This window comes from Croceibacterium aestuarii (assembly GCF_030657335.1).
In the GTDB taxonomy this organism is placed as follows: Bacteria; Pseudomonadota; Alphaproteobacteria; order Sphingomonadales; family Sphingomonadaceae; genus Croceibacterium_B; species Croceibacterium_B aestuarii.
This window is the reverse complement of sequence record NZ_CP131039.1, coordinates 455,937-481,183: the sequence shown is the minus strand read 5'-3', so window position 1 is coordinate 481,183 and position 25,247 is coordinate 455,937. Positions and strand designations below refer to the sequence as shown.

At 64.3% G+C, this 25,247-nt stretch carries 28 protein-coding genes; 18 read left to right on the top strand and 10 right to left on the bottom strand.

What is annotated here, in order from left to right:
• The first annotated feature begins 4 nt into the window (after positions 1 to 4).
• The 6 genes from hisN to pheT all read left to right on the top strand — a co-directional run bounded on the left by hisN (position 5) and on the right by pheT (position 6,292).
• Entirely contained in the window at positions 5 to 808 is an 804-nt protein-coding gene (gene hisN, locus Q7I88_RS02220) for a histidinol-phosphatase (protein WP_305097406.1), read from the top strand.
• 136 nt (positions 809 to 944) lie between these two features.
• The gene (rpmI, locus tag Q7I88_RS02215) at positions 945 to 1,148 is read left to right on the top strand and encodes a 50S ribosomal protein L35 (protein ID WP_305097405.1); all 204 of its coding nucleotides are present in this window, start codon (positions 945 to 947) and stop codon (positions 1,146 to 1,148) included.
• Between the two features lie 28 nt (positions 1,149 to 1,176).
• On the top strand, positions 1,177 to 1,536 hold the full coding sequence (rplT, locus tag Q7I88_RS02210) for a 50S ribosomal protein L20 (protein ID WP_305097404.1): 360 nt from the start codon (positions 1,177 to 1,179) through the stop codon (positions 1,534 to 1,536).
• Between the two features lie 243 nt (positions 1,537 to 1,779).
• Entirely contained in the window at positions 1,780 to 2,667 is an 888-nt protein-coding gene (locus tag Q7I88_RS02205; protein WP_305097403.1) for a helix-turn-helix domain-containing protein, read from the top strand.
• A 74-nt stretch (positions 2,668 to 2,741) separates the two neighbouring features.
• Positions 2,742 to 3,881: a phenylalanine--tRNA ligase subunit alpha gene (pheS, locus tag Q7I88_RS02200; protein ID WP_305098650.1), complete on the top strand. Its 1,140-nt coding sequence runs from the start codon at positions 2,742 to 2,744 to the stop codon at positions 3,879 to 3,881.
• Entirely contained in the window at positions 3,878 to 6,292 is a 2,415-nt protein-coding gene (pheT, locus tag Q7I88_RS02195; RefSeq protein ID WP_305097402.1) for a phenylalanine--tRNA ligase subunit beta, read from the top strand. The genes pheS and pheT overlap by 4 nt, the downstream gene beginning before the upstream one ends.
• Before the next feature lie 81 nt (positions 6,293 to 6,373).
• Here the strand turns inward: pheT and Q7I88_RS02190 are convergent, their stop codons facing one another.
• Together Q7I88_RS02190 and Q7I88_RS02185 are read right to left on the bottom strand one after the other, a co-directional pair.
• Positions 6,374 to 6,925 (bottom strand): hypothetical protein, encoded by a 552-nt coding sequence (locus Q7I88_RS02190; RefSeq protein ID WP_305097401.1) that lies wholly within the window; start codon positions 6,923 to 6,925, stop codon positions 6,374 to 6,376.
• A 173-nt stretch (positions 6,926 to 7,098) separates the two neighbouring features.
• Positions 7,099 to 7,734 (bottom strand): hypothetical protein, encoded by a 636-nt coding sequence (locus Q7I88_RS02185; protein ID WP_305097400.1) that lies wholly within the window; start codon positions 7,732 to 7,734, stop codon positions 7,099 to 7,101.
• A 409-nt stretch (positions 7,735 to 8,143) separates the two neighbouring features.
• Here Q7I88_RS02185 and Q7I88_RS02180 point away from each other — a divergent pair, with 409 nt between their 5' ends.
• Genes Q7I88_RS02180 through Q7I88_RS02170 form a run of 3 tightly spaced genes read left to right on the top strand, consistent with a single transcriptional unit; the run spans position 8,144 to position 11,075 of the window.
• Positions 8,144 to 9,706, top strand: a complete 1,563-nt coding sequence (locus Q7I88_RS02180) for a peptide chain release factor 3 (RefSeq protein WP_305097399.1) — start codon at positions 8,144 to 8,146, stop codon at positions 9,704 to 9,706.
• A 53-nt stretch (positions 9,707 to 9,759) separates the two neighbouring features.
• Complete coding sequence (locus tag Q7I88_RS02175; RefSeq protein WP_305097398.1) at positions 9,760 to 10,350, top strand: pyridoxamine 5'-phosphate oxidase family protein; 591 nt, start codon at positions 9,760 to 9,762, stop codon at positions 10,348 to 10,350.
• On the top strand, positions 10,347 to 11,075 hold the full coding sequence (locus Q7I88_RS02170; RefSeq protein ID WP_369426102.1) for an endonuclease/exonuclease/phosphatase family protein: 729 nt from the start codon (positions 10,347 to 10,349) through the stop codon (positions 11,073 to 11,075). Before Q7I88_RS02175 ends, Q7I88_RS02170 begins: the two co-directional genes overlap by 4 nt.
• A gap of 242 nt (positions 11,076 to 11,317) precedes the next feature.
• Here the strand turns inward: Q7I88_RS02170 and Q7I88_RS02165 are convergent, their stop codons facing one another.
• Positions 11,318 to 11,866 (bottom strand): hypothetical protein, encoded by a 549-nt coding sequence (locus Q7I88_RS02165; protein ID WP_305097397.1) that lies wholly within the window; start codon positions 11,864 to 11,866, stop codon positions 11,318 to 11,320.
• Between Q7I88_RS02165 and Q7I88_RS02160 the strand changes: the two genes are divergently transcribed.
• Positions 11,865 to 11,996 (top strand): hypothetical protein, encoded by a 132-nt coding sequence (locus Q7I88_RS02160; RefSeq protein WP_305097396.1) that lies wholly within the window; start codon positions 11,865 to 11,867, stop codon positions 11,994 to 11,996. The genes Q7I88_RS02165 and Q7I88_RS02160 overlap by 2 nt on opposite strands.
• A gap of 125 nt (positions 11,997 to 12,121) precedes the next feature.
• On the opposite strand, the gene Q7I88_RS02155 is transcribed toward Q7I88_RS02160, so the two are convergent.
• Complete coding sequence (locus Q7I88_RS02155) at positions 12,122 to 12,349, bottom strand: hypothetical protein (RefSeq protein WP_305097395.1); 228 nt, start codon at positions 12,347 to 12,349, stop codon at positions 12,122 to 12,124.
• Between the two features lie 283 nt (positions 12,350 to 12,632).
• Positions 12,633 to 13,604 carry an IS1595 family transposase gene (locus tag Q7I88_RS02150; RefSeq protein WP_305097394.1) on the bottom strand — a complete coding sequence of 324 codons (972 nt, stop codon included), beginning with the start codon at positions 13,602 to 13,604 and terminating at the stop codon, positions 12,633 to 12,635.
• A gap of 226 nt (positions 13,605 to 13,830) precedes the next feature.
• On the opposite strand from Q7I88_RS02150, the gene Q7I88_RS02145 reads away from it, so the two are divergent.
• The 3 genes from Q7I88_RS02145 (at position 13,831) to Q7I88_RS02135 (ending at position 17,116) form a co-directional block, all read left to right on the top strand.
• The gene (locus Q7I88_RS02145; RefSeq protein ID WP_305097393.1) at positions 13,831 to 14,169 is read left to right on the top strand and encodes a P-II family nitrogen regulator; all 339 of its coding nucleotides are present in this window, start codon (positions 13,831 to 13,833) and stop codon (positions 14,167 to 14,169) included.
• Between the two features lie 20 nt (positions 14,170 to 14,189).
• Positions 14,190 to 15,584, top strand: a complete 1,395-nt coding sequence (locus Q7I88_RS02140; RefSeq protein ID WP_305097392.1) for an ammonium transporter — start codon at positions 14,190 to 14,192, stop codon at positions 15,582 to 15,584.
• A gap of 404 nt (positions 15,585 to 15,988) precedes the next feature.
• On the top strand, positions 15,989 to 17,116 hold the full coding sequence (locus Q7I88_RS02135; protein ID WP_305097391.1) for an OmpA family protein: 1,128 nt from the start codon (positions 15,989 to 15,991) through the stop codon (positions 17,114 to 17,116).
• A gap of 135 nt (positions 17,117 to 17,251) precedes the next feature.
• Here Q7I88_RS02135 and Q7I88_RS02130 read toward each other — a convergent pair whose 3' ends face one another.
• Genes Q7I88_RS02130 through Q7I88_RS02115 form a run of 4 tightly spaced genes read right to left on the bottom strand, consistent with a single transcriptional unit; the run spans position 17,252 to position 19,778 of the window.
• Positions 17,252 to 18,142, bottom strand: coding sequence for a sterol desaturase family protein (locus tag Q7I88_RS02130; protein WP_305097390.1), 891 nt, complete (start codon positions 18,140 to 18,142; stop codon positions 17,252 to 17,254).
• Positions 18,143 to 18,147: 5 nt separating this feature from the next.
• On the bottom strand, positions 18,148 to 18,537 hold the full coding sequence (locus tag Q7I88_RS02125; RefSeq protein WP_305097389.1) for a hypothetical protein: 390 nt from the start codon (positions 18,535 to 18,537) through the stop codon (positions 18,148 to 18,150).
• 3 nt (positions 18,538 to 18,540) lie between these two features.
• Positions 18,541 to 18,981, bottom strand: coding sequence for a protein tyrosine phosphatase family protein (locus Q7I88_RS02120; RefSeq protein WP_305097388.1), 441 nt, complete (start codon positions 18,979 to 18,981; stop codon positions 18,541 to 18,543).
• An 8-nt stretch (positions 18,982 to 18,989) separates the two neighbouring features.
• The gene (locus tag Q7I88_RS02115) at positions 18,990 to 19,778 is read right to left on the bottom strand and encodes a TerC family protein (RefSeq protein WP_305097387.1); all 789 of its coding nucleotides are present in this window, start codon (positions 19,776 to 19,778) and stop codon (positions 18,990 to 18,992) included.
• Between the two features lie 222 nt (positions 19,779 to 20,000).
• On the opposite strand from Q7I88_RS02115, the gene Q7I88_RS02110 reads away from it, so the two are divergent.
• The 5 genes from Q7I88_RS02110 to queC all read left to right on the top strand — a co-directional run bounded on the left by Q7I88_RS02110 (position 20,001) and on the right by queC (position 24,710).
• Positions 20,001 to 20,735: a cold-shock protein gene (locus Q7I88_RS02110; protein WP_305097386.1), complete on the top strand. Its 735-nt coding sequence runs from the start codon at positions 20,001 to 20,003 to the stop codon at positions 20,733 to 20,735.
• A gap of 130 nt (positions 20,736 to 20,865) precedes the next feature.
• Entirely contained in the window at positions 20,866 to 22,053 is a 1,188-nt protein-coding gene (locus tag Q7I88_RS02105) for an aspartate aminotransferase family protein (protein ID WP_305097385.1), read from the top strand.
• Between the two features lie 2 nt (positions 22,054 to 22,055).
• Positions 22,056 to 22,985, top strand: coding sequence for an ornithine carbamoyltransferase (argF, locus tag Q7I88_RS02100; protein WP_305097384.1), 930 nt, complete (start codon positions 22,056 to 22,058; stop codon positions 22,983 to 22,985).
• A 43-nt stretch (positions 22,986 to 23,028) separates the two neighbouring features.
• Positions 23,029 to 23,934 carry an Hsp33 family molecular chaperone HslO gene (hslO, locus tag Q7I88_RS02095; RefSeq protein ID WP_305097383.1) on the top strand — a complete coding sequence of 302 codons (906 nt, stop codon included), beginning with the start codon at positions 23,029 to 23,031 and terminating at the stop codon, positions 23,932 to 23,934.
• A 50-nt stretch (positions 23,935 to 23,984) separates the two neighbouring features.
• A complete protein-coding gene (queC, locus tag Q7I88_RS02090) occupies positions 23,985 to 24,710 on the top strand; it encodes a 7-cyano-7-deazaguanine synthase QueC (protein ID WP_305097382.1) in 726 nt (241 codons plus the stop codon).
• On the opposite strand, the gene Q7I88_RS02085 is transcribed toward queC, so the two are convergent.
• The gene (locus tag Q7I88_RS02085) at positions 24,707 to 25,237 is read right to left on the bottom strand and encodes a superoxide dismutase family protein (RefSeq protein ID WP_305097381.1); all 531 of its coding nucleotides are present in this window, start codon (positions 25,235 to 25,237) and stop codon (positions 24,707 to 24,709) included. The two genes, queC and Q7I88_RS02085, sit on opposite strands and share 4 nt — an antisense overlap.
• Positions 25,238 to 25,247 lie beyond the last annotated feature (10 nt).

Sequence of the window (25,247 nt, the reverse complement as noted above, 5' to 3'; positions counted from 1 at the left end):
CTTGATGAACCTTACCGCCGAAATCGCCCTTGCTCGCCGCCTCGCCGATGCCGCCGGTGATGCCATCCGGCCGCTCTATCGCGGGGAGTGGTCGCACGAACAGAAGGCCGACCGGTCGTTCGTGACCGAGGCGGATCAGGCGGCCGAGGCGGCGATGCGCGCGCTGATCGAGCGGGAATTTCCCGGCGACGGGATCATCGGGGAGGAATATGGCAACCGCAATCCCGGCGCGGGCCGGCAATGGGTGCTCGACCCGATCGACGGCACCACCAGCTTCATCGCCGGGCGGCCGATCTTCGGCACGCTGATCGCACTGTTGCAGGACGGCTGGCCCGTGCTCGGGGTGATCGACCAGCCGATCCTGAGGGAACGATGGCTCGGCGCGACCGGCGAAGGAACCACCCTCAACGGCAAGCCTGTACGCGCTGCGCTGTGCAGCGAACTCTCCGGCGCGGTGCTGGCGACGACCAGTCCGCACCTGTTCTCCGGCGAGCAGGTCGAACCCTTCATGCAACTGTCGGGCGCGGTGGCCGAGCGCAAAATCATCTGGGGCGGCGACTGCTACAACTACGCGCTGCTCGCTTCGGGCCACGTCGACGTGGTCTGCGAGGCCGGGCTCAAGCTGCACGATTTCGCCGCGCTGGTCCCGGTGGTCGAGGGCGCGGGAGGCACGATGTGCGACTGGAACGGCGAGCCGCTCAACGCCGAGTCCGAAGGCCTCGTGCTGGCGCTCGGTGATCCGGCGCGGCTCGACGACGTGCTCGAGGCGATGGGCGGAGCGGCGCACGGGCACGACCACGCGCATTGAACGGCTTGCCTTTTGCCCCGCTTGGCACTAGTTGCGCGCCCTTCACCGACACGTGATTCCCAAGAATCCATGGGCCTGCCTGGCTGAAAGGGCTGCCAGGGCCGGTTTGCAACGTGTCTCTGACAAGGAGATGAAAATGCCCAAGCTGAAGACCAAGAGCGGTGTGAAGAAGCGCTTCAAGATCACCGCCAACGGCAAGGTCAAGCACGGTGTCGCCGGCAAGCGCCACCGTCTGATCAGCCACAATGCGAAGTACATCCGCCAACAGCGGGGAACCAAGGTGATCGCCGACGCCGACGCGAAGACGATCAAGAAGTGGGCCCCGTACGGTCTCGGTTGAGCCGCGTTAGCGACAGGAGTATTTCGACATGGCACGTATCAAGCGCGGGACCACCACCCGTACCAAGCACAAGCGGATCCTCGACCAGGCCAAGGGCTATCGCGGTCGCCGCAAGAACACCATTCGCGTCGCCCGCCAGGCGGTCGAGAAGGCCGGGCAGTACGCCTACCGCGATCGTAAGGTCAAAAAGCGCAACTTCCGCGCGCTGTGGATCCAGCGGATCAACGCCGCGGTCCGCGCCGAGGGGCTGAGCTATTCGCAGTTCATGCACGGCGTGAAGCTCGCCGGCATCGAGCTCGACCGTAAGGTCATGGCCGACCTGGCGATGAACGAAGGCGACGCCTTCGGCACGATCATCAAGCAGGCCAAGCAGGCTCTTCCGGCCTGATCCCGGATTGATCCCCAAAGAGCTGAAGAGGGCGCGGCTGGCATCGCCAACCGCGCCCTTTTCTTGTCCGCGCATGCTGCCTCCGATACGACCGCCAGGACGCATTCCCGCGCTCTTTCCTGGGCGCCCGGTCGCCCCCGCGAAAGGCTGAGCGGTAGAAGGTCTTGCTTTTTCTGGGCTTTTGCGGTTCCCTGAACGCTAGGGATCGGAACGGGCCGAGCTTTGCAGGGGGCAGCGAGTGCGGTGACGGAAGAGTGCAGGGTCGATGTGCGCTTTTACGAGCCGCCGCCCGAGCTGCGCCGCTATTTCACGACCTTCTACTTCACCGACATTACCGTTTCTGACGGCGCGCGCGCGCAGGATCACCTGCATCCCGAATGGGCCAATTTGCGCTTCTGTTCCGGCGGACTTCCCGAGGCGCATTCGCCCAACGGGACTTCGGTGGCCGGCTCTTCCTTTGCAGCAACCGGCCCAAGTTCGCGTGCGGTGCGCTTTTCGGTGGGCACTGCGCGGATCTGGGGCGTCGGTCTGCTGCCGCTGGGCTGGGCCAGATACGTCCGCGTGCCGGCCCATCACCTTGCCGACGTCGTCGCCGACGGGCACGGCCACCCGGCGTTTGCCGGCTTCGCATCGCTGGCGGGCGCGGTGTTTGCCGACGAGCCCGACGAATCCGGCGAACTTGCGCGTATCACCGAGTGGTTTCTCGACAACCGCGGCGAGCCTGTACCGGGCGAGGCGCTGATCCTGGCGATCCACAAGGCGCTGGTCGACCCCGACGTCGCCACGGTCGCCGAGCTGGTCGAGCGAGTGGATGTCAGCCAGCGAACGCTGGAGCGGATGTGCCGTCGCGCTTTCGGTTTCTCGCCCAAGCTGCTGCTGCGCCGTCAGCGGTTCATGCGCAGCCTCTCGCAATATCTGCTCGACCCCTCGCTCAAGTGGATCGGGGCGATGGACTGCGCCTATCACGACCAGGCGCAGTTCGTCCGCGAATTCAAGCAGTTCATGGGCATGGGGCCGGGCGCCTACGGGGCCATGGAGCACCCGATCATCGGCGCGGTCATGCGCCGGCGGGTGTCCTTGTCCTGGGCTGCGGTGCAGGCGCTCGACCCGCCCGACGACCCCCGCGCCTAGCTCCCACGTTGCGCTTCCGGCCCGGTCCCCCTAAGGAGCCGCGCTTGGCAGCAGAAGAGGCGGAAGCGGACCGCGTGGATACGGCGGCAATCGGTAGCGAAGCGCGTTCGAGGATCGGCGCGGCCCAGAGTCTCGAAGAGCTCGAGAAGCTGCGCGTGGCCTATCTCGGCAAGCAGGGATCGGTCTCGGCGCTGCTCAAGACGCTCGGCGGCATGATGCCCGACGAGCGCAAGGAGCAGGGACCGAAGATTCACGCGCTGCGCGAGGAGGTCTCGGACTTGCTCGCAGCGCGCAAGGCCGAGATGGAAAATGCTGAGCTGGAACAGCGGCTTAAAGCTGAAACGCTCGACCTCACGCTGCCCCCGCCAGAGCTGCCGAAGGGCTCGGTCCACCCGGTCAGCCAGGTGATGGACGAGCTCGCGGAAATCTTCGCGGACATGGGCTTCGCGGTCGCCACCGGCCCGGAGATCGAGGACGACTGGCACAACTTCACAGCGCTCAACATGCCCGAGAGCCACCCGGCACGGGCCATGCACGACACGTTCTATTTTCCTGCCGAACAGGAGACACAGGGGAACACAAGCGGCGCACAGGAGCACCGAATGCTGCTCCGCACGCACACAAGTCCGGTACAGGTTCGCACGATGCGCAAAGTGGCGCAGGAAAATCCCGGCGGCGCGCCGATCCGGGTCATCGCACCGGGCCGTGTCTACCGTTCCGATTCCGATGCGACCCACACGCCGATGTTCCACCAGGTCGAAGGCCTGGTGATCGACCGCGGCATTCATCTCGGCCACCTCAAGTGGACGCTCGAGACTTTCCTCAAGGCCTTCTTCGAGCGCGAGGACATCGTGCTGCGGCTGCGGCCGAGCTACTTCCCCTTCACCGAGCCGAGCGTCGAGGCCGATGTCGGCTTCGCCATCGAGAACGGACGCCGCGTGCTCGGCGGATCGGGCGACGAGCCGGGCCACGGCTGGATGGAGCTGCTCGGCAGCGGCATGGTCAACCGCCGGGTCGTCGAGATGGGTGGGTTCGATCCCGGCGAGTGGCAGGGCTTCGCCTTCGGCGTCGGCGTCGACCGCCTGGCGATGCTGAAATACGGCATGGACGATCTGCGCGCCTTCTTCGACGGCGACGTTCGCTGGCTGCGGCATTACGGGTTCAGTCCGTTCGACCAGCCCACGCTCAGCGCCGGGGTGGGAGCTAAGTCGTGAAGTTCTCGCTCGAATGGCTCAAGGACTTCCTCGAAACCGAGGCGAGTGCGGGGGAGATTTCCGCGGCGCTCAACCGCATCGGGCTGGAGGTCGAGGGGGTCGAGGATCCGGCCGAACGGCTCGCCGGGTTCCGCGTCGCCGAGGTGCTCAGCGCGAAGCCGCATCCCGACGCCGACAAGCTGCAGGTGCTGACGGTCAGCACGGGCGAAGGCGAACCGCTGCAGGTGGTCTGCGGCGCCCCGAACGCGCGTGCGGGCATGAAAGGCGTGCTCGGGCTGCCGGGCGCGATCGTTCCGGCGAATGGCATGGAACTGCGCAAGTCCGCGATCCGCGGGGTCGAGAGCAACGGCATGATGTGCTCGGTGCGCGAGCTCGAGCTGGGCGACGACCACCAGGGCATCATCGAGCTGCCCGAGTATGCCCCCGTCGGGGAGAGCTTCGCCGAATACCACGGCGCCTCGCCGGTGTTCGATGTGGCGGTGACGCCCAACCGGCCGGATTGCATGGGCGTGCAGGGTATCGCCCGCGACCTCGCTGCGGCAGGCCTTGGCAGGTTCAAACCCTACACGGTCGAGGCCGTTGCCGGCAGCTTCCCGTGCCCGGTCGAAATTCGCACCGAGGATGCGGAGGGCTGCCCGGCCTTCTACGGCCGCGTCGTGCGCGGCGTGAGCAACGGCAGCGCGCCCGAATGGATGCAGCAGCGGCTGATCGCGTCCGGCCAGCGGCCGATCTCGGCGCTGGTCGATATCACCAACTATGTGATGCTCGCCTTCGGCCGCCCGGCCCACGCCTACGACCTGGCCAAGCTCAAGGGCCCGGTCGCCGCGCGCCGCGCGCGGGACGGCGAGCAGGTCATGGCGCTGAACGAAAAGACCTACACGCTCGACAGCGAGATGACGGTGATCGCCGACGATAACGGCGTGCACGACATCGCCGGCATCATGGGCGGCGAGGATTCGGGAGTCTCGGACGCGACGCGCGACGTCCTGCTCGAAATCGCCTATTTCGACCCCGAGCGGATCGGCCAGACCGGGCGCCGGCTGGGGCTCGCCAGCGATGCCCGGACCCGGTTCGAGCGCGGCGTCGATCCGGCGTTCCTCGACGATGGGCTCGAGATTCTCACTTCGCTGATTGTCACCATCTGCGGCGGCGAGGTGAGCGAGATCGTGCGTGCCGGTTCGCCGCCGAGCGAGCCGACGGTCGTCGCGTACGATCCCTCGCTGGCCACGAAACTCGGGGGAGTGGCGATCGGCGACGAAGAGCAGCGCGCCACGCTGGCGGCGCTCGACTTCGGCGTTTCGCCCGCTGCGTCAGATGCGGGGCAGGCCTGGCGGGTCACCGCACCACTGCGCCGCCACGATATCGAGGGCCCGGCCGACATCGTCGAGGAAGTGGTCCGCATCCACGGGCTCGATTCGATCGCAAGCGTCGCCCTGCCGCGCGAGGATGGAGTTGCCCGTCCGACCGCCACGGCCGAACAGGTGATGGAGCGCAAGGTTCGGCGCGCCGCGGCCGCGCGCGGCCTGAACGAAGCCGTCACCTGGTCCTTCCTGCCCGAACGCGAGGCCGAGCATTTCGCCGAAGGCAACGGCGGGCTGTGGATTCTGGAAAACCCGATCAGCGAGGACATGAAGGCCATGCGGCCTTCGCTCCTCCCCGGGCTGCTTGCTGCCGCCAAGCGCAACAGCGACCGCGGCGCGGACGGCGTGCGGCTGTTCGAACTCGGCCGTCGGTATCTGCGCGGTTCTGCCGGGCGCAGCGACGAACGCGCGACGCTGGGCGTGCTGCTGGCGGGCGAAAAGACGCCGCGCGGCTGGGCCAGCGGCAAGGCCGCCGCGTTCGATGCCTTCGACGCCAAGGCCGAAGCCCTCGCGCTGCTCGAAGCGGCCGGCGCGCCGGTGGCCAATCTCATGGTCATGGGCGAGGCGGGGCCGCAGTTTCATCCGGGCCAGTCGGCGACGCTGCGGCTTGGTCCGAAGAACGTTCTGGCGCGGTTCGGCACGCTGCATCCCACGACGCTCGCCGCGTTCGATATCGAAGGGCCCGTCGTGGCGGCCGAACTGTACCTCGATGCCATTCCGGCCAGGAAGGGTGGCGGCACGTTCGCTCGCCCTGCTTACGCTCCCCCGGCGCTGCAGGCGGTCACCCGCGACTTCGCGTTCCTGGTCGATGCCGGCTTGCCGTCGGGCGACCTGCTGCGCGCGGTGAAGGGCGCCGACAAGGCCAACATCGTCGATGCCCGCGTTTTCGACGACTTTCGCGGCCAAGGCGTGCCCGAGGGCAGAAAGTCGCTGGCGATCGAGGTGGTGCTGCAGCCGGCCGAGAAGAGCTACACCGACGAGGCGCTCAAGGCGATTGCCGACAAGATCGTGGCAAGCGCGGCCAAGCTGGGTGCGGAACTGCGGGGGTAAGCTGTCGTCCCTCGCACGGTGCCCGCTTTTAGGAATCGGTGGGTTATCGCCCTACGTCCGATCTTGGGTGGAAAGCCGACATTAGTTCCGGCGGAAAGTGTCGGTCCCTGTAGTCACCTTGCGATAGAGGAATGGCTCCGCGGTGCTCTGTTTGATGCAGCCGATGATGTCCTCGTCAGAAAATCCCGCGCCGTTCACTCCCGTCCATACCGCGTTCTCGTCTGACGGCATTATGATCGCCATCGAATGGGAAGTTTTCTCGATCCAAGCCAACTCCGGGCTGCAAAGCACCAGCGCATCGATTAGGTGCTCCGGGCTCTTCTTCCGACCTCGATTTGCACCAATTTCGGTATAGCTGGGGGGAGCATTGGTTGGATCAAATTGCAGTGGAAATTCTAGCGACACACTCTGTGCCGCGGCAACCAATCTTGATTGCACGTTCGAACTGGTGGTTTGCCCGTCGCCGCCGGTGCGCTTTGGGGGCGTGATGTCCTCGCAGCGATCGCCGCGGCTGGCCCAGCGACCCCCTCCATCGAGGCAACTGTCGATGACAAGATAACTTCGCGCTGACCAACCTGCCCAGACGCCGCACGCAGCAGCGACTATCGTTAAAACCACTAGATTCCGTCTCATAACGGTGGTCGTAGCCCTGCCGCGGATGTCCGCAATGGGTCGTTTGCAGACAGTCTGCTTTCGGGTCGCGAAGCGCGAAAGCCGCCTGTCGGCTTCTGGCGAGCGCCGCGCCATGTGCGAACGTCTGATTATGGGTGGAAAGCGGAACGGCTATTGACTGGAATCCTAACTTATCAGCCACGCGGATTAGCGTTAACGATTCCCGGCACAGATAACCAATGAACCAACTGCGGGCGATATTCCTCATCTTTTTCGTTCAAGGCACAAAGTCCCTGCGGCAAATCGATGTCGAGGAAGACTTCTGCGTAGTTACCATCTTCAACTCCATCATCAAAGAAGAGCTTCATATGCACCGGATGGTCAGAAATAAGCGCAGGGTTTGATTGGATGCCTACGGCAAGGCAGTTTACGCATTGAGAAAAAATCCACCCTTTCCCCAAAAGGGTGTCACGGGGCTGAAAGTACTTAGGCAGCCAGCGTAGTCGTTTGTCGGATGGTGATGATAACCCGTAATAGTCAGCCATAAGTGCTAACAGTCTATCGCTATCGTGGCCCCGCGTTCGCAATGTCACCGGCCCCCAAAAGCTATGAAAAGCGCTATCTTCGTCACCAACGATCTGCTCTCTCCAGCCAACTACTGGTATGTCGACAACAAAGCCTACGGGTTCGTATGGCGTAGCACTGGCACATAAGCTTATGCGCCAGGTCGATGCGCTCTCATCGAAAGCTTTGTCAACGACCTCAAAAGTCATGTCGCACAAAGGCGGCAGGCCGTCGCCAGCATCTTCAAGATTGCAGAATACATGCATTCTCTGACCCTAGCGCACACCAGACGAACAGTAAGTTGCAGCTTTCAGGCTGGCAGACAAGCGCGCCCAATGTCCGCAATTGGGTCGTTAGCCGACAGGCAGGTTTTCGCTGATCTGAGGGCCGATCCTCTCACGGTCAGCCCGGACTTGTTCCGGGCCAGTGCTTTTCTTCGGCGAGGTTGCAAAGAAAGCACCGCCCCGGAACAAGTCCGGGTGACCATTTTTGGATGTGACGTGTCGCAGTTTTCCGTCACATCATGACCCTCGCTTGCGGCGAGGCAGCGCGGCTTCCGCATGGACGTGACCGTCCTGCCCGGCTAGGGCCGCGCGCCGAGCCCAAGAAAACACTTTCCTACAGCGTGACGCTCGGTCCAAGGCCGCTCACAGGCTGCAACACCGCCATCGAGACATGACTTCCAACCGCCGCACCTTCGCCATCATCTCTCACCCCGACGCGGGCAAGACGACGCTGACCGAAAAGCTCCTGCTGCAGGGCGGGGCCATCCATCTTGCCGGCGAGGTGAAAGCCCGCGGCCAGGCGCGGCGCGCGCGCAGCGACTGGATGAAGATCGAACAGCAGCGCGGCATTTCGGTGACCAGCTCGGTGATGACCTTCGAAAAGAACGGAATCACCTTCAACCTGCTCGACACCCCGGGGCACGAGGACTTCTCCGAAGACACCTATCGCACGCTGACCGCGGTGGACTCGGCGATCATGGTGCTCGACGCCGCCGCCGGCATCGAGGCGCAGACGCTCAAGCTGTTCGAGGTCTGCCGGCTGCGCTCGGTGCCGATCATCACGCTGATCAACAAGATCGACCGCGAGGGGCGCGAGCCGTTCGAACTGCTCGACGAGATTGCCGACAAGCTGGCGCTCGACGTGTCGCCGATGAGCTGGCCGGTCGGGATGGGCGGGCTGTTCGAAGGCGTGTTCGATTTCGAGAGCGGCCAGCTCCACCTGCCGCAAGGCGACGCCAAGGAATTCCACGGCAAGACCGTCGAGACGAGCGGCGCCGGGGACCCGGTGTTAGCCGAATACCTGAGCGCCGATGGTGTCGCACGCGTCGCCGAGGAGGGCTTGCTGGCGCGCGAGGGCTATGCGCCGTTCGACCTCGAAGCCTATCGCAGCGGCGACCTGACGCCGGTCTATTTCGGCTCGGCGCTCAAGAACTTCGGGGTCAACGAGATCGTCGAGGCGATTGCCCGCTTCGCTCCCGAGCCGCGCCCGCAGCCGTCCGAACAGGGCGAGATCAGCCCCGAGCGCGACGAGGTCACCGGTTTCATCTTCAAGGTCCAGGCCAACATGGACCCGCAGCACCGCGACCGCATCGCCTTCATGCGCATGGTCTCGGGCACCTTCAAGCGCGGCATGAAGCTGACGCCGAGCGGGCTGGGCAAGCCGATCGCGGTGCATTCGCCGATCCTGTTCTTCGCGCAGGACCGCGAGATCGCCGACACCGCCGAGGCCGGCGACATCATCGGCATCCCCAACCACGGCACGCTGCGGGTGGGCGACACGCTGTCGGAAAAGAACGACGTACGCTTCACCGGGCTGCCCAACTTCGCGCCGGAAATCCTCCGCCGCGTGCAGCTGCGCGATCCGACCAAGACCAAGCAACTGAGGAAGGCGCTCGACGATCTCAGCGAGGAAGGCGTGATCCAGGTCTTCTATCCCGAGATCGGCGCGCAGTGGATCGTCGGCGTGGTCGGGCAGCTGCAGCTCGAGGTGCTCGTCTCGCGGCTCGAGGCCGAATACAAGGTCGAGGCCGGGCTCGAAGCTTCGCCCTTCGCCACCGCCCGCTGGCTCAGAGGCTCGCCCGAGGCGCTGCGAAGCTTCGAGGAGTTCAACCGCGCCAACCTCGCCAAGGACCGCGACGGGGACATGGTGTTCATGGCCAAGAGCCCGTGGGACGTCGGCTACCAGCAGGAAAAGAACCCCGAGCTGACCTTCAGCGCGACCAAGGAGCGGTAGGCTCGATTCGTCATGCCCTTCGCGGGAATGACGAAGCTATGTATGGGAAGAGCATGGCCGAATTCTTCGACGAACTGAGCGCGGCGCACCGGGCGATGATCGCCGCGCAGCCGGTGTTCTTCGTGGCGACTGCGGCCGAGGACGCGCGGATCAACCTGAGCCCCAAGGGCTACGACGCCTTCCGCGTTCTGGCGCCCAAGCGCGTCGCCTACCTCGACCTCGGCGGATCGGGCAACGAGACCAATGCCCACCTGCTCGCCGACGACAAGGGTGCGGGCGGACGCATCACGCTGATGTTCTGCAACTTCCGGCAACCGGCGCTGATCCTCAGGATCTACGGCCGGGGCAGGCCCGTGGTGCCGTGGGATCGCGGGTGGGACGAGCTGGCGGCGCATTTCACCATGCTGCCGGGAACGCGGCAGATCTTCGATATCGCGGTGGAGAGCGTGCAGACGAGCTGCGGCTACGGCGTGCCGCTGATGACGCTCGAGCGCGAGCGGCCGACGCTGCTCAAGCACCACGCCAAGGCCGACCCGGCCGAATGGGCCGGCAAGTACCGGACCCGCCGGACCAGCATCGACGGTCTGCCGGCCAAGCCGACCGACCGCTATATCGCCGGAGCGCCCGGCACCGTGCCCGATTGAGCGGAGCGGCCGAACCGATGGAGCTGACCTTCGCCAGCTACAACATCCACAAGGCCGTGGGCGTCGACGGGCGCTTCGATCCCGACCGCATTATCCGCGTCCTGCGCGAACTGCATGCCGACGTCATCGCGTTGCAGGAATGCGATCGCCGCTTCGGCGAGCGTGAAAGCGTGCTCCCCAAGGCCCTGCTCGACGACACGCCGTGGCGCGCGGCCGAGGTTTCCCGCCGCCCGCGCAGCCTCGGCTGGCACGGCAATGCCTTGCTGGTGCGGCGCGACATCGAGATCGTCGAGACCGAGGCGCTCCATTTGCCGACGCTCGAGCCGCGCGGCGCGGTGCGCGCCGACCTCAGGATCGAGGCGCGCATCGTGCGTGTGCTCGGCATGCACCTCGACCTCTCGGGCCTGCGCCGGCGCGACCAGGTCAAGGCCGTGCTGCGCCACTGCGACGATTGCGACGGCGATCACCCGACCGTCCTGCTGGGCGACTTCAATCAGTGGGGCACCGGCAAGCGCGCGCTGCAGGAGCTGCGCGACAGCTGGCAGGTGCTCGAGACAGGCAAGAGCTTTCCCAGCCGCCAGCCGCTCGCCTCGCTCGACCGCATCGTCGCTTCGCCCGAATGGTCGTGCCGCGATGCCCGGGTGCACCACAGCGCGAGCGCCACCAGCGCTTCGGACCACCTCCCGGTCGTCGCCCGCCTGGCGCTTGCTTTGTCGGCGACATAACTGCCTAGATATTGGGCATTGTATACTTGACAAAGCAGGCCGATTCGGGTGGGTTTGCCCGGCGTTACAGGCTGATGACTCGAGTATCCGGTGCCCCAATATCCGGGGAAGCCACATGGCAGCCGATGCCAAGGATGGGGTTGAGGTTACCGACGCTATGATTGAGGCGGGTCTACAAGCGTATGCTTCGTTGGCTTGGCACGATAGCTCCAGCCCGGGATCGCCACGCGAGGTTGTCGAGGCTATTCTTCGGGAGGGAATTTCTGCCGGTATGCTTCTTGAAGTTGGTCTTGGAATCGAAAGATAGCGTGCCTCGTTTCCGCGATGTGATCCGCAACACTTTCGACCTCTGATAGTTGGGCAAATTCCTTGATCGTTCCGATGTCTAAGCGGTGTTGGCCCGAGCCGCGCTCCCGAGAGATTTTGCTACCGGCTTTCACGCGCACAATTTTCTCATTGAGAATTATCCACCTGTCGTGGACGAAGCGGTTTCGCTCATTTCGCAATTCACCTTCGATGTTGTTTAGGACGGGGTCCAATTCAACGAAGAGATCTGGCAAATCTTCGGCGGCTTGGAGGGCAAGGGCCTTTGCCGTTGCAATGTTTGCTCTAAGGTCCAGGTTCGATGTAAGAAGCATATAGGCTAAGCCTGCTCCCCGTTCGTCATAGAAGGCCCGCGTAAGGATCGCGGCAAGGTCAAAGACAAGGGCATCGACGCCATCCTCTAGGTGTGCCCATTCATAGACGACTCTGCCGATGGCGCGATGTAGGTCTTCAAGAGAGATGGTCATGACAGACACCGATCAAAAGAAAGAAGACGAAGTGCTGAGGCGGATGCTGAAGACGCCGCCGAAGCCGCACAAGCCGAAAGGAGCCAAGGATGGTCCTAAGCGCGGACAGCGACGTTCAGAAAGTCGCTGAGTTTATGCAAGAGAACATCCCGGCCAACCGGCTTGCGGGCGTGGCTATGGCGCTCAACGGTCTAGCGCCCGCGCTCTGGGGGCATCTGCCAAGCGCAGAGGTGCGGGCGCTATCCCTTCAAGGTGTCAAGCCCACACAATGAGCCGCCAGAGGATCGCTCCCTGCGACGGCGCATGTTGCGCGTGGTTCTGCGGCGGCAACGGGTCCCCTGCGTTGCAGGCATTCGTTTCTCCGCAGTTTTCACAACGATAGATGCCCGAGTACGGTGCTGTCGTGCCGGGGTGATAAAGCTTGTCGAATTGTTCGCTGTCGCTCTGGGTCAGATAGAATCCATATTTATACCATGCGGCCATGGCCGTTTTCCTCTTCGTTTGGTCGCAGGACGCTTGCAAAAAAGAGGAGCCGAAGGCACACCAGAGTTGCACAGCCGGGGGGCCTTCGGGCTCCTTCGATCCGGCTTGGCGGTCCAGCAAAATTGCCAAGTGCGAATCGACGGGGTGTCTTCGGGCACCCCGCGACCTTCCCGAATAATGCGAGTCTGGGAGGTTTCGGAGTCCGCTAGGCCACGCGGTTGGGGAAAACGACTATTTACTCCAACGCTTTCGCCTTTCGCCAATGCGGCGCGCAGGCTTCGCCTTACGCGGCTTGGAGAGAACCAGCCCGCCGATAGGTGAGGCGCTTGCCAACGGCGCCAAGCAGGTTTTCGTCGGCGCGCTCGAAGTCAGTCAGCTTGCGAGTGTTGTAACGGAAGTCGAACTCGCTGGTGTAGCGGTGCAGGTGCTTCTCGCTGACATGGTGGTAGATGCCGACGATGCCGCGCTTGAAGATCGAAAAGAAGCCTTCGACGGTGTTGGTATGGAACACGCCGTGACGGCCATATTCGCCCAACGAGTGCTTCACCACGCCGTGCCCGGTGAACTCGCGCCCAACGGTCTTATAGCCGCTGTGATCGTCGGTCATGAGCCAGCTGCCACGGTCGGCGTTGGTAACGAGCACGGTGCGCAGGGTTTCGGCGGTGGCGCGTTCGATATGGAACGAACGGACCTTGCCGCCGCGCTCGACTAGCGAAACGACAGGCTGCTTGTCGGCAACGTGCGAGCGGCGCTTATCGAAGCGGCGCTGCTGTTTGGCATTGCGGTTCTTGGTCTTGCCGCCAACGTAGGTTTCATCGGCTTCAATGGTGGTGCCGTAGCCACCGAGGGGTTCGCTATCGACGGCCTTCATGGCTTCGCGGATGCGATGCATCATGAACCAAGCGGTCTTGTAGGTAACGTCGATCATACGGGCGATCTGGTGGGCGCTCATACCCTTCTTCGACGAGCAGAGCAGGTGGTTCACCAGAAGCCACTTGTTGAGCGGAACCTTGGAGCGCTCGAACACGGTGCCGACAGTCACGGTGTATTGCTGGCGGCAATCGTTGCACTGGATAACGCCCTTGCGGGTCGTGCCGCCCGGATGCGCCTTGGTCGCCTTGCGGTGCTGCGGAGGCAGGCGCTTGGCATCGAGCGAGCCGCAATGAGGGCAGGCAGGACCGTCCGGCCAGTGCAGCGCCTCAAGGTGCTCGCGGGCTGCATCTTCGTTTTGGAAGCGGGGTTCAAAGACGTTCATTTCGGCTCTCTCTGTCTGTGAAAACACCCTAGCAGAGAGGCCTGCTTTGTCAAGTATACAATTGCCTAGATATTGGGCAGCTGCCCGGCGCTCGGGCAGCCGAACGGACGGCGCGCGCGCTGCGGTAGCTGTAACCGGCGGTAAACGGCGCATTTCGACATTTTGGCACGATGATTGCGTAGCGCTCCTCGGCCGGGACCGATCCGGTAAGCAAGAGGGGTTCGTGATGAAGTTCATCATCGCCATCATCAAGCCGTTCAAGCTCGACGAAGTCCGCGAGGCGCTCGGCGCCATCGGGGTCGCGGGCATGACGGTATCCGAAGTCAAGGGTTTCGGCCGCCAGAAGGGCCAGACCGAAATCTACCGCGGTGCGGAATACTCGACCAACATGCTGCCCAAGGTGAAGCTCGAAATCGCCGCCACCGATGCTCTCGCGCCGCAGGTGGTCGAGACGATTCAGACCGCAGCCAGCACCGATTCCATCGGCGACGGGAAAATCTTCGTGCTCGACCTGGCGTCGACCACGCGCATCCGCACCGGCGAGACCGGGGACACGGCGCTCTAAGAGACATGAGGGGTTTTACGATGATCCGCAAACTTGCTTACGGCACGGCGGCCCTCGGGGCTTCGCTCGTGGCTTTCGCCGCCAAGGCCGCCGAAGTGGCGACCGACGCAACAACCGCCGCGATGGATGCGACAACCGCCGCAGCGGCGCCGATCGCCGCGGCAACCGTCGAGGCGGCGCCGGCCGCCGCAGTGGCCAATCCCGGCAACAACGCCTGGATGATGACCTCGACCATCCTCGTTCTGCTGATGATCCTCCCGGGTCTCGCCTTGTTCTACGGCGGGCTGACCCGCTCCAAGAACATGCTCTCGACGATGACGCAGATCGGCGCCACCGCGGCGCTGGCCATGCTCATCTGGGTGATGTGGGGCTATTCGACCGCCTTCGGCCCCGAAGGCAACGCGTTCTTCAGCTGGGGTAATGCCTTCCTCGCCGCGACGACGCCGGACTCGACCGCGGCGACCTTCTCCGACGAAGTCATCAGCGAATACGTGTTCATCTGCTTCCAGATGACCTTCGCCGCCATCACCGCCGCGCTGATCCTCGGATCGACCGCCGAACGCATGAAGTTCTCCGGGACGATGCTGTTCATGGCGGTCTGGCTGACCATCGTCTACTTCCCGATCGCTCACATGGTGTGGGCCGGCGGCGGCTTTCTCTTCGAGAAGGGCGCCCTCGACTTCGCGGGCGGCACCGTGGTGCACATCAACGCCGGCGTCTCGGGCCTGGTGCTCGCCTACTTCCTGGGCAAGCGCAAAGGCTATCCGAGCGAGCCGATGCCCCCGCACAGCCTGACGCTGACCATGGTCGGCACGGGCCTGCTGTGGGTCGGCTGGTTCGGCTTCAATGCCGGATCCGAGCTCGAAGCCGACGGCACTGCCGGGCTGGCGATGATCAACACCTTCGTCGCCACCGCGGCCGCCGGGCTCGGCTGGATGCTCATGGAGAAGCTGGCCGGCCACAAGGGCTCGGCGCTGGGCTTCTGCTCCGGTGTCGTCGCCGGCCTGGTCGCGGTCACGCCGGCTGCCGGCAACTCCGGTCCGTTCGGGGCCATCGTCCTCGGCTTCGTCGCCTCGGCGATCTGCTTCATGGCCGTGTCCAAGTTGAAGAGCGCACTGGGCTACGACGACTCGCTCGACGCCTTCGGCATCCACGGCATCGGCGGCATGATCGGCGCGATCGGCACCGGCATCGTCTATTCGCCGGCGCTCGGCGGGCCGGGCGGCGACGACTTCGTGATGGGCGACCAGGTGGTCACCCAGATCGTTGCCGTGGTGGTGGCCATCGTCTGGGCCGCCGTCGGGACGATCATCGCCGCCTTCGTGACCAAGCTGGTTACCGGGCTGCGAGTTTCCGAAGAAGTCGAAGTCGAAGGTCTCGACATCGGCGAACACGGAGAACGCGCCTACAACTGATCGCAAGTTTGGCGAGACCGGGACTCTCCTCCTCTCCCCCCGGTCTCGCCTCCCCACGTTCCTCCTGCGAACGACACCTCAATGGGCCGGAGCCAGCCGCTCCGGCCCCTTTTTCTGTTTGAGCCTCGGCAAAAACGCCTGTTGCGGGGCCGCGACCGAGATAGTAAGGGCGTGCCGAACAACGTGGCATTCGCGCAACACTCTGTCGCGTTCTTGTCCGCGGGGCACAAAATAATCGCGGATTTCCGCGAATTGGGGAACGAAAACACTGGCGTTGAATATGTTGAGTTGAACTGAAGGCTTTGTCCTTGGGGAGGGAACCTGTAGGGTGACCGCTCGGTTCGACGTTTTATGAATTTGGCAAATTGTAGCCAATAAGCGCACGGCTTTTTGAAGGAGGTCCCATGCGAAAGATTGCCCTAGGTATGGCTGTAGCAGCCACTGCCCTGGCCACCCCGGCCTTGGCCCGAGATGGTCAGGCCTATTTTGGCGCCGACATCGGTTACGCCGATCCGGAAAACCACAACGTCATCAACAACGGTTTCAAAGACGGCACCAAGGTCTTCGAAGACGATGGTTTCGATCTCGGCGCCTTCATCGGTTACGACTGGGGTGCGATCCGCACCGAAGGCGAAGTGACCTATTACGAGTTCGACCCGAAGAGCGTGACCGCTGGGGTGCTGGGCGCGCCGCTGCTTAACACCGTGGCTCCGTTCGATACCGGAAGCTACAAGCTCGCCGGCGAGTCGCGCGTCACCACGGTCATGGCTAATGCCCTGTTCGATCTCGGCGGTAACAACGGTGTCGGTCTTTCGATCGGCGCCGGTGCTGGCCGCGCCTTGCTGTCCAGCCAGTTCCAGGCGACTCCGAACAACACCTATATTAAGGATAGCGATTCAGCCTGGGCTTATCAGGGGATCGCAGCTGTTCGTATTCCGGTTACCGATCAAGCCGAACTCGGCCTGAAGTACAAGTACCTGAATACCAACAGGTTCAACATGCGCGACTCTGCCCAGCGCGGTTATCAGACCGAGCTGGCCGTTCATTCGTTCTCGGTCAGCCTGATCGCCAACTTGGGTGGTGCGGCCGCTCCGCCGCCGCCTCCGCCGCCTCCGCCTCCGCCGCCGCCGCCGCCGCCGCCTCCGCCTCCCCCGCCGCCTCCGCCGCCGCCGGCCCAGGTGTGCAACAAGGGTCCGTACATCGTGTTCTTCGACTGGGATAAGTCGAACATCACGCCGGAAGCTGCGACGATCCTCGACAGCGCGATCACTGCGTACGGCAATTGCCGCAACGTGCCGATCATGCTCGCCGGTCACGCCGATCGTTCGGGTTCGGCCAAGTACAACGTCGGTCTCTCTGCCCGTCGTAACGAGTCGGTGCAGGCCTACCTCACCGGCCACGGTGTCCCCGCCTCGGCGATCACCAGCCAGGCGTTCGGCGAATCGATGCCGCGCGTGCCCACCGCCGACGGTGTGCGCGAACTGCAGAACCGCCGCGTGGAAATCACTTACGGTCCCGGTTCGGGCAACTAAGCGGTTCCCCACCGAAAACGAGAAGGGGCCGGAGGAGCGATCCTCCGGCCCCTTTTTCTTTGACTGCATCGGTAGCTGCAGCAACCTTGCTCGGCCTCGGCACCTATGGCGCTCCTTCGGCCGCGGTCTCGAGCTTCAGCCCGAGGGTTTATGCAGCCCACGGCGGCGCCGAATCGCGTCCGAGGTCTCCCGGCTGCCGTCGTGGCTCCAGCCGGGTTCGCGCCACAGGTACGACAGCTTGTGACGCCAGGGTGCGGACACGACATCGCGGGCGATGGCAATCCATTCGTGGAACGCCGCCTCGAACAGGTTGAAGCTTCCGAGCTGCCGTACGATTCCGTACCGGATGGCTTCTGTCCCTGTTTCGGGCTCGAATGTCCCGAACAGCTTGTCCCAGACAATGAACGTCCCCGCGTAATTGCGGTCGAGGTACCGCGCATTGTTGGCGTGGTGAACTCTGTGGTGCGACGGTGAGTTCATCACTGCCTCGAACCAAGCGGGCATGCGGCCGATGGCCTCGGTATGGATCCAGAACTGATAGATCAGGTTGAAGGCGGCGCATGTCAGGATCATGCCCGGTTCGAAGCCTATTGCGGCGAGCGGAAGTCGAAAGACGAATGCCAGTGCAAGAAAGCCGGTCCAGGTCTGCCGCAACGCCGTCGACAGGTTGTAGTGCTGGCTCGAGTGATGGTTGACGTGGGATGCCCAGAACCAGCGAACGCGGTGGGCCGAGCGGTGAAACCAATAATAGGCGAGGTCGTCGAGAACGAAACAGAGCGGCCATGCCCACCACGCCCAGCCAATTTCCCATGGCGCCAGCCGATGCGCCCACACCAGCATCGTTGCTACGGCACCCGCCGCGAGCGCACCGACAACAGTGCTGCCCAGTCCCAGCGCCAGCGAGACGGCGGTGTCGCGGCCCTCGTATGCTTGCTGCCTGCCGCTGCGAATCGACCAGGCAAGCTCGATCGCGATCAGCGCTATGAAGACGGGGACCGCGTAGGGCAGCGGGTCGAAGTGCGGCATGCCGGCTATCTTAAACGAGCCAACGCCCGCTCCCACTCTAGCATCTCGGCGTCGACCGAGAATTCACCTGTAACCTTGCCGTCGCGGACTTCCAGCAGATCCGAGCGACGAACTATGCTTGAACTGGGCGAAAGCAGGCGGACAACAAAATGCGCCCCGCTGGGCGCGACGAGCGCCAGCCGGTCGTCCTCGTCGCGCAGCAGCGCCGCGCTGCGGGAGGCCGACAGAAGGGTCGCAACCGGTCGGAAACCTCCCGAGATTTCGTCGGCCAGGCGTTCCGCCTCAGCGCCGTCGTGAAATTGCGGTCGGCCCGAAAACCCGAATCGAAACGCCAGCCAGGTCAGCGACGCGACAGCGACGAGCGAACCGGCGAATTGCCAGAGCGCCGCAGCCATGGCTCAGGTGCTGCGCGCCTGCGCAAGCTGTTGCAACATGCCCGCGATCGGCGAGATGTCGTATCCGGCCGCCGAGGCCGTGGCGACGAGCGCGGCCGGCGCGGTGCCGCGGCGGGCTTGGGCGAGAGCCCACAGGAAGGTCGAACGCGTGCCCGACCTGCAATAGGCCAGGACCTTTCCCTCCGCTGCCGTCAAAGCCTCGTCCATCGCCGCCACTTGCGACAGCGAGAAGCCCGAATGATCGATGGGAATTGCACGGTATTGCAGCCCGGCGGCGCGCGCCGCCGCTTCGATCTCCGCACCCGGGGTCTGGTCCGGGCTTTCGCCTTCGGGCCGATTGTTGACGACCAGAGTCACGCCTTGCTCCTTCGCATCCTGGAGATCCGAAGGGGTGATTTGCGGACTGGCCAGCATCGAGTCCGACAGAGTGCGGAAATCGCTCATCGTCTTGCCTATTCTGTCCTGCGCCGAACGCGCCGATTGCGTTGTCGCATGTTTAGCAGCTCGACCATGACCGAAAAGCCCATTGCGACGTAGATGTACCCCTTGGGCACATGGAATCCCAAGCCGTCGGCGATCAGGACGAAGCCGATCATGACGAGAAACGACAGCGCGAGCATGACGAGCGTCGGGTTGTGTTCGATGAATCGGGCCAGGGGATCGGCCGCGAACAGCATGATCGTCACGGTTATGACGACAGCGGCGACCATCAGGGGGATTTCGTCGGTCATCCCCACCGCGGTGAGGATCGAATCGACCGAAAAGACGAGGTCGAGCGCGATGATCTGGACGATCGCGGCGGTGAAGCCGAGCCCCCCGAGCGACACGTCCTTGTCGAGAATTTCGCCCGAGGCGCCTTCGACGTCCATCGCATGATGGATTTCCTTGGTCGCTTTCCACAGGAGGAACAGTCCGCCAACCAGCAGGATCAGGTCACGGCCCGAAAAGGCGGTCTCGAACGTCGGCTCACCGTTGGGGCCGGGGCCGCCGGCGAGGCCGAGGTCGAACAGTGGGGTCCGCAACGTCACAAGCCAGCCAATCAGCAGAAGAAGCGCAATGCGCATGATGAGAGCCAGAGCCAGGCCGATCCGCCTGGCCTGCGCCCGCTGCTCCGCCGGCAACTTGTTGGAAACGATGGCGATGAACACGAGGTTGTCGATTCCGAGCACGATCTCGAGCGCCACCAGGGTAAGCAGGGCCAACCAGGCCGCGGGATCTGCAAGCAGTGCAAAGATGTCCATGCTCGGTTGTCTGGCCCGACTACGCCGGCCTGGCAAGCTGACTGACGAAGGCCTGCGCCGCGCTTCCGCGAGGCCGGATTCTTAAATCGTTCGCACACGGAGCTTTTTGAGCTATAAGCGGACCCTACTTTTGCGGAGGAGGGGCCTCCGCATGGCACTCGGTGTCGCCTCGTCCGCGCCGCCGGGGGTGAAATGAGGGCGAAGCGAAGGTACGTTCGTTAGATGGGTTACGACAGAGGTCGTCGCGGCAAGGGGCGCGACAAGCGGGATGGGTTCGGCGAAGAAGGTTTCGATCCCTTCATGGATAATGGTCCGCCGGCATATGGCGGTGGCGATCGCTGGGGGGGCGGCAATGACCGCGCTGGCGGCGACCGCGGCGGTGGTGGCGGCTTCGGCGGACCGCGCGGCGGTGGCGGCGGTTTCCGCGGCGGTGGCGGCGGCGGCCCGCGCGAGGGCGGCGGCGGCGGAATGCCGGCGCAAGTCGTCGGAACCGGCCAGGGCAAGGTGAAATTCTTCAACACGCAGAAGGGCTTCGGCTTCATCCAGCGTGACGAGGGCGGTGAGGACGTGTTCGTCCACATCAGCCAGGTCGAACGCGCCGGGCTGGAGGGGCTGGCCGAAGGCCAGGAACTGCAGTTCAATCTCGTCGACCGTGGGGGCAAGATCTCCGCTGCCGACCTGCAGGTCGTCGGCGACGTTATTGCTGTGGCGCCCCGAGCCCCGCAGCGCGAGCTGACCGGCGAAAAGGCAACCGGGACGGTGAAGTTCTTCAATGCAATGAAGGGCTTCGGTTTCATCACCCGCGATGACGGCAAGGAAGATGCCTTTGTCCACATCAGCGCGGTCGAGCGCTCGGGCCTGCCCGGGATCAACGAAGGCGACCGGTTCGAATTCGATCTCGAGGTCGATCGACGAGGCAAGTACTCGGCGGTCAACCTTGTGCCCGTTCAGGGCTGACCGATCCGCGCCGGACCCGGCATTTGACCGGGTCAACGCACAAGCATAAACGGTTGCAAATGGCGGTCCGTAAGGGCCGCCATTTGTCGTTCACGCGTTTTTGTCTATTCCAGTTGCAAGGATTCCAGCCATGTCGATCACCCCGCTCATGCCCGTTTACCCCCGGTGCGGCGTGCGGCCGGTGCGCGGCGAAAGTTGCCACCTGATCGACGAGGACGGCACTCGCTATCTCGATTTCGCCGCCGGCATTGCGGTCAATCTACTGGGTCATAGCCATCAAGGCCTGATCGGGGCGATCCAGCGCCAGGCCGCGACGCTGATGCACGTCTCCAACCTCTACGGCAGCCCCCAGGGCGAAGCGCTGGCGCAACGGCTTGTCGACCTGACCTTTGCCGATACGGTGTTCTTCACCAACTCCGGCGCCGAAGCGGTCGAATGCGCGATCAAGACCGCGCGCGCCTATCACCAACACGCCGGCGACGACGAGAAGTTTGAGCTGATCACCTTCAAGAATGCGTTCCACGGGCGGACCATGGCGACCATCAGTGCGTCCAACCAGGAGAAGATGCACAAGGGTTTTAACCCGCTCCTGCCCGGCTTCAAGTACGTCGACTTCAACGATCTCGAGGGCGCGAAGGCAGCGATGGGGCCGCACACGGCCGGGTTCCTGGTCGAGCCGATCCAGGGCGAAGGCGGCATCCGCACCGGCAGCGACGAATTCCTCCAAGGCTTGCGCGAGCTGGCCGACGAAAACGATCTGGTGCTGGTATTCGACGAGGTGCAGTGCGGCGTCGCGCGGACCGGGACCATGTTCTACTACGAACAGGCCGGGGTCGTCCCCGACATCATGGCGGTGGCCAAGGGTATCGGCGGGGGGTTCCCGCTCGGGGCCTGTCTGGCGAGCGAGAAGGCCGCACGGGGCATGGCCTTTGGCACTCACGGCTCGACCTACGGCGGCAACCCGCTGGCGATGGCCGCGGGCATGGCGGTGCTCGATGCCGTGGCCAACGACGAGTTCCTGGCCTCTGTGCGCGAGAAGGGCGAACGGCTGCGCACGCGGCTGGAGCAATTTATCGGCAACTACCCCGAGCTGTTCGAAGGTGTGCGCGGCAAGGGCCTGATGCTCGGCATCCGCATGGCGGTCGAGCCGAGGCCATTCATGCAGCACCTGCGCGACAACCACCAGCTGCTCACCGTCGCCGCGGGCGACCAGACCTTGCGCCTGCTGCCGCCCCTGGTCATCGGCGATGCCGAAATCGACGAGTTCTTCGACAAGCTCTCGGCCGGCGCGGCCGACTACCAGCCGCCGGAATCCTGACGATGGCCGCGCGGCATTTCCTCGACCTGAGCGATGCGGGCGGCGATTCCATCGCCGCGATGATTAACGACGCGATCGACCGCAAGGCCGCGCGCGCCGGATGGCCGAAAGGCAAGGCGGATGCCGATGTGCCGCTTGCCGGCCATGTCCTGGGGATGATCTTCGAGAAGAGCTCGACCCGCACGCGTGTCAGCTTCGACATCGCCATTCGCCAACTCGGGGGGAGCTCGGTGATCCTCGATTCGGGCACCAGCCAGCTCGGCCGCGGCGAGACCATCGCCGATACCGCGCGCGTGCTCAGCCGGATGGTCGATGCGATCATGATCCGCACCGACGATCATGCCAAGGCTGCCGAGATGGCGCGCAATGCCAGCGTGCCGGTCATCAACGGTCTGACCGACCGTTCGCACCCCTGCCAGATCGTCGCCGACTTGCTCACGATCATCGAGCAGGGCAAGGCGCTGCCCGGGCTCGAAGTGGCCTGGCTCGGCGATGGCAACAACGTCCTGCACTCGATCCTCGAGGCCGCGGCGCTGATGAAGTTCAACGTCCGCATCGGCACGCCCGCCGGCTACGAGCCCGACGACGAGTTCGTGGCCGTAGCGCGCCAGGCCGGCTCGCAAGTCACCCTGACCCGCGACGCGGCCGAAGCGGTAGCCGGCGCCGACATCGTGGTCACCGATACCTGGGTTTCGATGGGGCAGGAGCACACCCACAATAAGCTGGCGGCGATGGCTCCTTTCCAGGTCAACGAAGCGTTGCTGGCGAAGGCCCGGCCCGACGCGCGCTTTCTGCACTGCCTGCCTGCGCACGTCGGCGACGAAGTGAGCGAGGGCGTGTTCGAAGGACCGCAATCGGTCGTATTCGACGAGGCCGAGAACCGCATTCACGCGCAGAAGTCGATTCTGTTGTGGTGCTTCGGAAAGCTTTGAACTCGCCTTCCATCCCATCGGATCCGCCCCATATGGGCAGGCGATGAGCGACGACGATTTGAATCCCGACGAGACCGGCTTCGACCGGATCCTGCAATTCACTCTGACCGACCGCAACGCGCGCGGGCGCATTGTGCGTCTCGGCCCGGTGCTCGAGGATATCCTCGAAGCGCACGATTATCCGCCGGTGGCGCGCCAGTTACTGAGCGAAGCGCTGGTGGTCACCGCGCTCATGGGCGCGTTGCTGAAGGGCGACGGGAGCCAGCTGACCATGCAGGCGCAGGCGGACCAGGGTGCGATCAGCCTGCTGGTGTGCGACTACCGCGACGGCGAGCTGCGCGGCTACCTCCAGCACGATGCGGACGAGCTGGTCGAACTGGGCGCCACGCCTTCGCTCGAACAGCTGTTCGGCGCCGGCCATCTCGCCATTACCTTCGATCTGGCCACCACCGGCCAGCGTTACCAGGGCATCGTGCCGCTCGAGGGGGCTTCGCTCACCGAAGCGGTCGAGCAGTACTTTGCCCAGAGCGAGCAAGTGCCGACAATCCTGCGCACCGCAGTGCGGCCCGGTCATGGCGGCTCGATTGCCGGGGGGCTGCTGATCCAGCACCTGGCGGAAGGCGAGGAGGGGCGCGAAAGACTACACGTGCGGATGGACCACCCCGAATGGGAGCATGTTGCGGTCCTTGCCGGTAGTACACGCGAAGACGAACTGGTCGATCCCGAACTCGGCCTCGAAGCGCTCGTCTGGCGCCTGTTCCACGAGGAAAACGAGGTGCGGGTCGAGAAGGGCGCCTGGCTTTGCCGCGGATGCCGTTGCTCGGTGGTCCATTTCGAGGAAGTCCTGGCGCGCTTTCCCAAGGAAGACCGGCAGGACATGCGCGACGAGCACGGCATCATTCGGGTCGATTGCGCGTTCTGCTCGCGGGAATTCGAGATCGAAGACTAGCGCCGTGCCCCGGGCTTGCCGGGCGCGCGCGCTGCGCCTAGCCGAACGACATGAGTAGCAACACTAGTAGCGAAAAGCAGGCCGGCGTTGGTCCCGGCGCAGTCGTGTTGTTGTCCGGAGGCCTCGATTCGATGGTCACCGCCGGGCTCGCCCGCGAAGCCGGCTTTACGCTTCATGCCCTGACCATCGACTACAACCAGCGCCACCGCCGCGAGATCGAGGCGGCGCAACACATTGCCGCCGAGCTGGGGGTTGCCAGTCACGTCATCTTGCCGCTCGACCTGCGCAAGTTCGGCGGGTCAGCCCTGACCGATGACATCGACGTGCCCAAGGGCGGCGTTGGCGGCGACATCCCGGTCACCTACGTGCCGGCGCGCAACCTGATCTTTCTTTCGCTGACCGCCGGGTTTGCCGAAGCGCACGGCAGCAGCGACATTTTCATCGGCGTCAACGCCCTCGATTATTCGGGATATCCGGACTGCCGCCCGGAATTCATCGCCAGCTTCACCGAAACCGTGCGGCTGGCGACCCGTGCCGGAATCGAGGGCGCGCCGTTCACGATCCATGCACCGCTACAGCATCTCGGCAAGGCCGAAATCGCCTCCGAGGCGGCGCGGCTCGGCCTGGATTCTGCGTGGAGCTGGTCATGCTACGATCCGGCGCCTGACGGCCGGGCCTGCGGGCTGTGCGATTCGTGCCGTCTGCGGCTAAAGGGGTTTGCCGAAGCGGGCCTGGAAGACGGTCTCGAGTACGCGGCGCGGCCCGAACTCGGCTAGGACGCGCTGAACACTCCGCAGGCGACGCGCGAACCGGAGTTGCCCGAAGGATCGGTCTTGTAGTCGTCGGGGCCCGAGTGGACCACAATTGCCGTACCGTCGCCGTCGAAGATGTCAGCCAGGACTTCGGCGCGCGAGCCTTTCAGTGTGGCACTGACAGTGCCCGCGCCTTGCGCGCCGATGGTGACATTGGGCAAGTCGCCCAGGTGCGAACCCGCGGGATTGTCCATTCCGTGCTGTTTGCCGCCGGGGTTGAGATGCCCGCCAGCCGAGGTGAAGGCCGGGGCATCGCATTGACCCGTCGCATGCAGGTGGATGCCGTGGACGCCCGGCGAAAAACCGGCGAGCGCCACCGAGATGTTGACCTGCGTTCCGCTGCCGTAAAGTTGCGCCGTTCCGGCCGGAAGGCCATTGGCAAAGTGCAGCGTGGCCGAGCCGATGCGCTCAGTCGGCACATCCTGGATCGACTGGCAGCCGGTGATGGCAAGACCGAGAGCGGCGATCGCGAGTATGCGGGTCGGGGGCATGGCAATCTCC

Excerpts from the sequence above, each read along its gene's own strand:
- hisN (WP_305097406.1), top strand. The coding sequence starts at position 5 with ATGAACCTTACCGCCGAAATCGCCCTTGCTCGCCGCCTCGCCGATGCC.
- rpmI (WP_305097405.1), top strand. The coding sequence starts at position 945 with ATGCCCAAGCTGAAGACCAAGAGCGGTGTGAAGAAGCGCTTCAAGATC.
- rplT (WP_305097404.1), top strand. The coding sequence starts at position 1,177 with ATGGCACGTATCAAGCGCGGGACCACCACCCGTACCAAGCACAAGCGG.
- Q7I88_RS02190 (WP_305097401.1), bottom strand. The coding sequence starts at position 6,925 with ATGAGACGGAATCTAGTGGTTTTAACGATAGTCGCTGCTGCGTGCGGC.
- Q7I88_RS02185 (WP_305097400.1), bottom strand. The coding sequence starts at position 7,734 with ATGCATGTATTCTGCAATCTTGAAGATGCTGGCGACGGCCTGCCGCCT.
- Q7I88_RS02180 (WP_305097399.1), top strand. The coding sequence starts at position 8,144 with ATGACTTCCAACCGCCGCACCTTCGCCATCATCTCTCACCCCGACGCG.
- Q7I88_RS02175 (WP_305097398.1), top strand. The coding sequence starts at position 9,760 with ATGGCCGAATTCTTCGACGAACTGAGCGCGGCGCACCGGGCGATGATC.
- Q7I88_RS02160 (WP_305097396.1), top strand. The coding sequence starts at position 11,865 with ATGACAGACACCGATCAAAAGAAAGAAGACGAAGTGCTGAGGCGGATG.
- Q7I88_RS02165 (WP_305097397.1), bottom strand. The coding sequence starts at position 11,866 with ATGACCATCTCTCTTGAAGACCTACATCGCGCCATCGGCAGAGTCGTC.
- Q7I88_RS02155 (WP_305097395.1), bottom strand. The coding sequence starts at position 12,349 with ATGGCCGCATGGTATAAATATGGATTCTATCTGACCCAGAGCGACAGC.
- Q7I88_RS02150 (WP_305097394.1), bottom strand. The coding sequence starts at position 13,604 with ATGAACGTCTTTGAACCCCGCTTCCAAAACGAAGATGCAGCCCGCGAG.
- Q7I88_RS02145 (WP_305097393.1), top strand. The coding sequence starts at position 13,831 with ATGAAGTTCATCATCGCCATCATCAAGCCGTTCAAGCTCGACGAAGTC.
- Q7I88_RS02140 (WP_305097392.1), top strand. The coding sequence starts at position 14,190 with ATGATCCGCAAACTTGCTTACGGCACGGCGGCCCTCGGGGCTTCGCTC.
- Q7I88_RS02135 (WP_305097391.1), top strand. The coding sequence starts at position 15,989 with ATGCGAAAGATTGCCCTAGGTATGGCTGTAGCAGCCACTGCCCTGGCC.
- Q7I88_RS02130 (WP_305097390.1), bottom strand. The coding sequence starts at position 18,142 with ATGCCGCACTTCGACCCGCTGCCCTACGCGGTCCCCGTCTTCATAGCG.
- Q7I88_RS02125 (WP_305097389.1), bottom strand. The coding sequence starts at position 18,537 with ATGGCTGCGGCGCTCTGGCAATTCGCCGGTTCGCTCGTCGCTGTCGCG.
- Q7I88_RS02120 (WP_305097388.1), bottom strand. The coding sequence starts at position 18,981 with ATGAGCGATTTCCGCACTCTGTCGGACTCGATGCTGGCCAGTCCGCAA.
- Q7I88_RS02115 (WP_305097387.1), bottom strand. The coding sequence starts at position 19,778 with ATGGACATCTTTGCACTGCTTGCAGATCCCGCGGCCTGGTTGGCCCTG.
- Q7I88_RS02110 (WP_305097386.1), top strand. The coding sequence starts at position 20,001 with ATGGGTTACGACAGAGGTCGTCGCGGCAAGGGGCGCGACAAGCGGGAT.
- Q7I88_RS02105 (WP_305097385.1), top strand. The coding sequence starts at position 20,866 with ATGTCGATCACCCCGCTCATGCCCGTTTACCCCCGGTGCGGCGTGCGG.
- argF (WP_305097384.1), top strand. The coding sequence starts at position 22,056 with ATGGCCGCGCGGCATTTCCTCGACCTGAGCGATGCGGGCGGCGATTCC.
- hslO (WP_305097383.1), top strand. The coding sequence starts at position 23,029 with ATGAGCGACGACGATTTGAATCCCGACGAGACCGGCTTCGACCGGATC.
- queC (WP_305097382.1), top strand. The coding sequence starts at position 23,985 with ATGAGTAGCAACACTAGTAGCGAAAAGCAGGCCGGCGTTGGTCCCGGC.
- Q7I88_RS02085 (WP_305097381.1), bottom strand. The coding sequence starts at position 25,237 with ATGCCCCCGACCCGCATACTCGCGATCGCCGCTCTCGGTCTTGCCATC.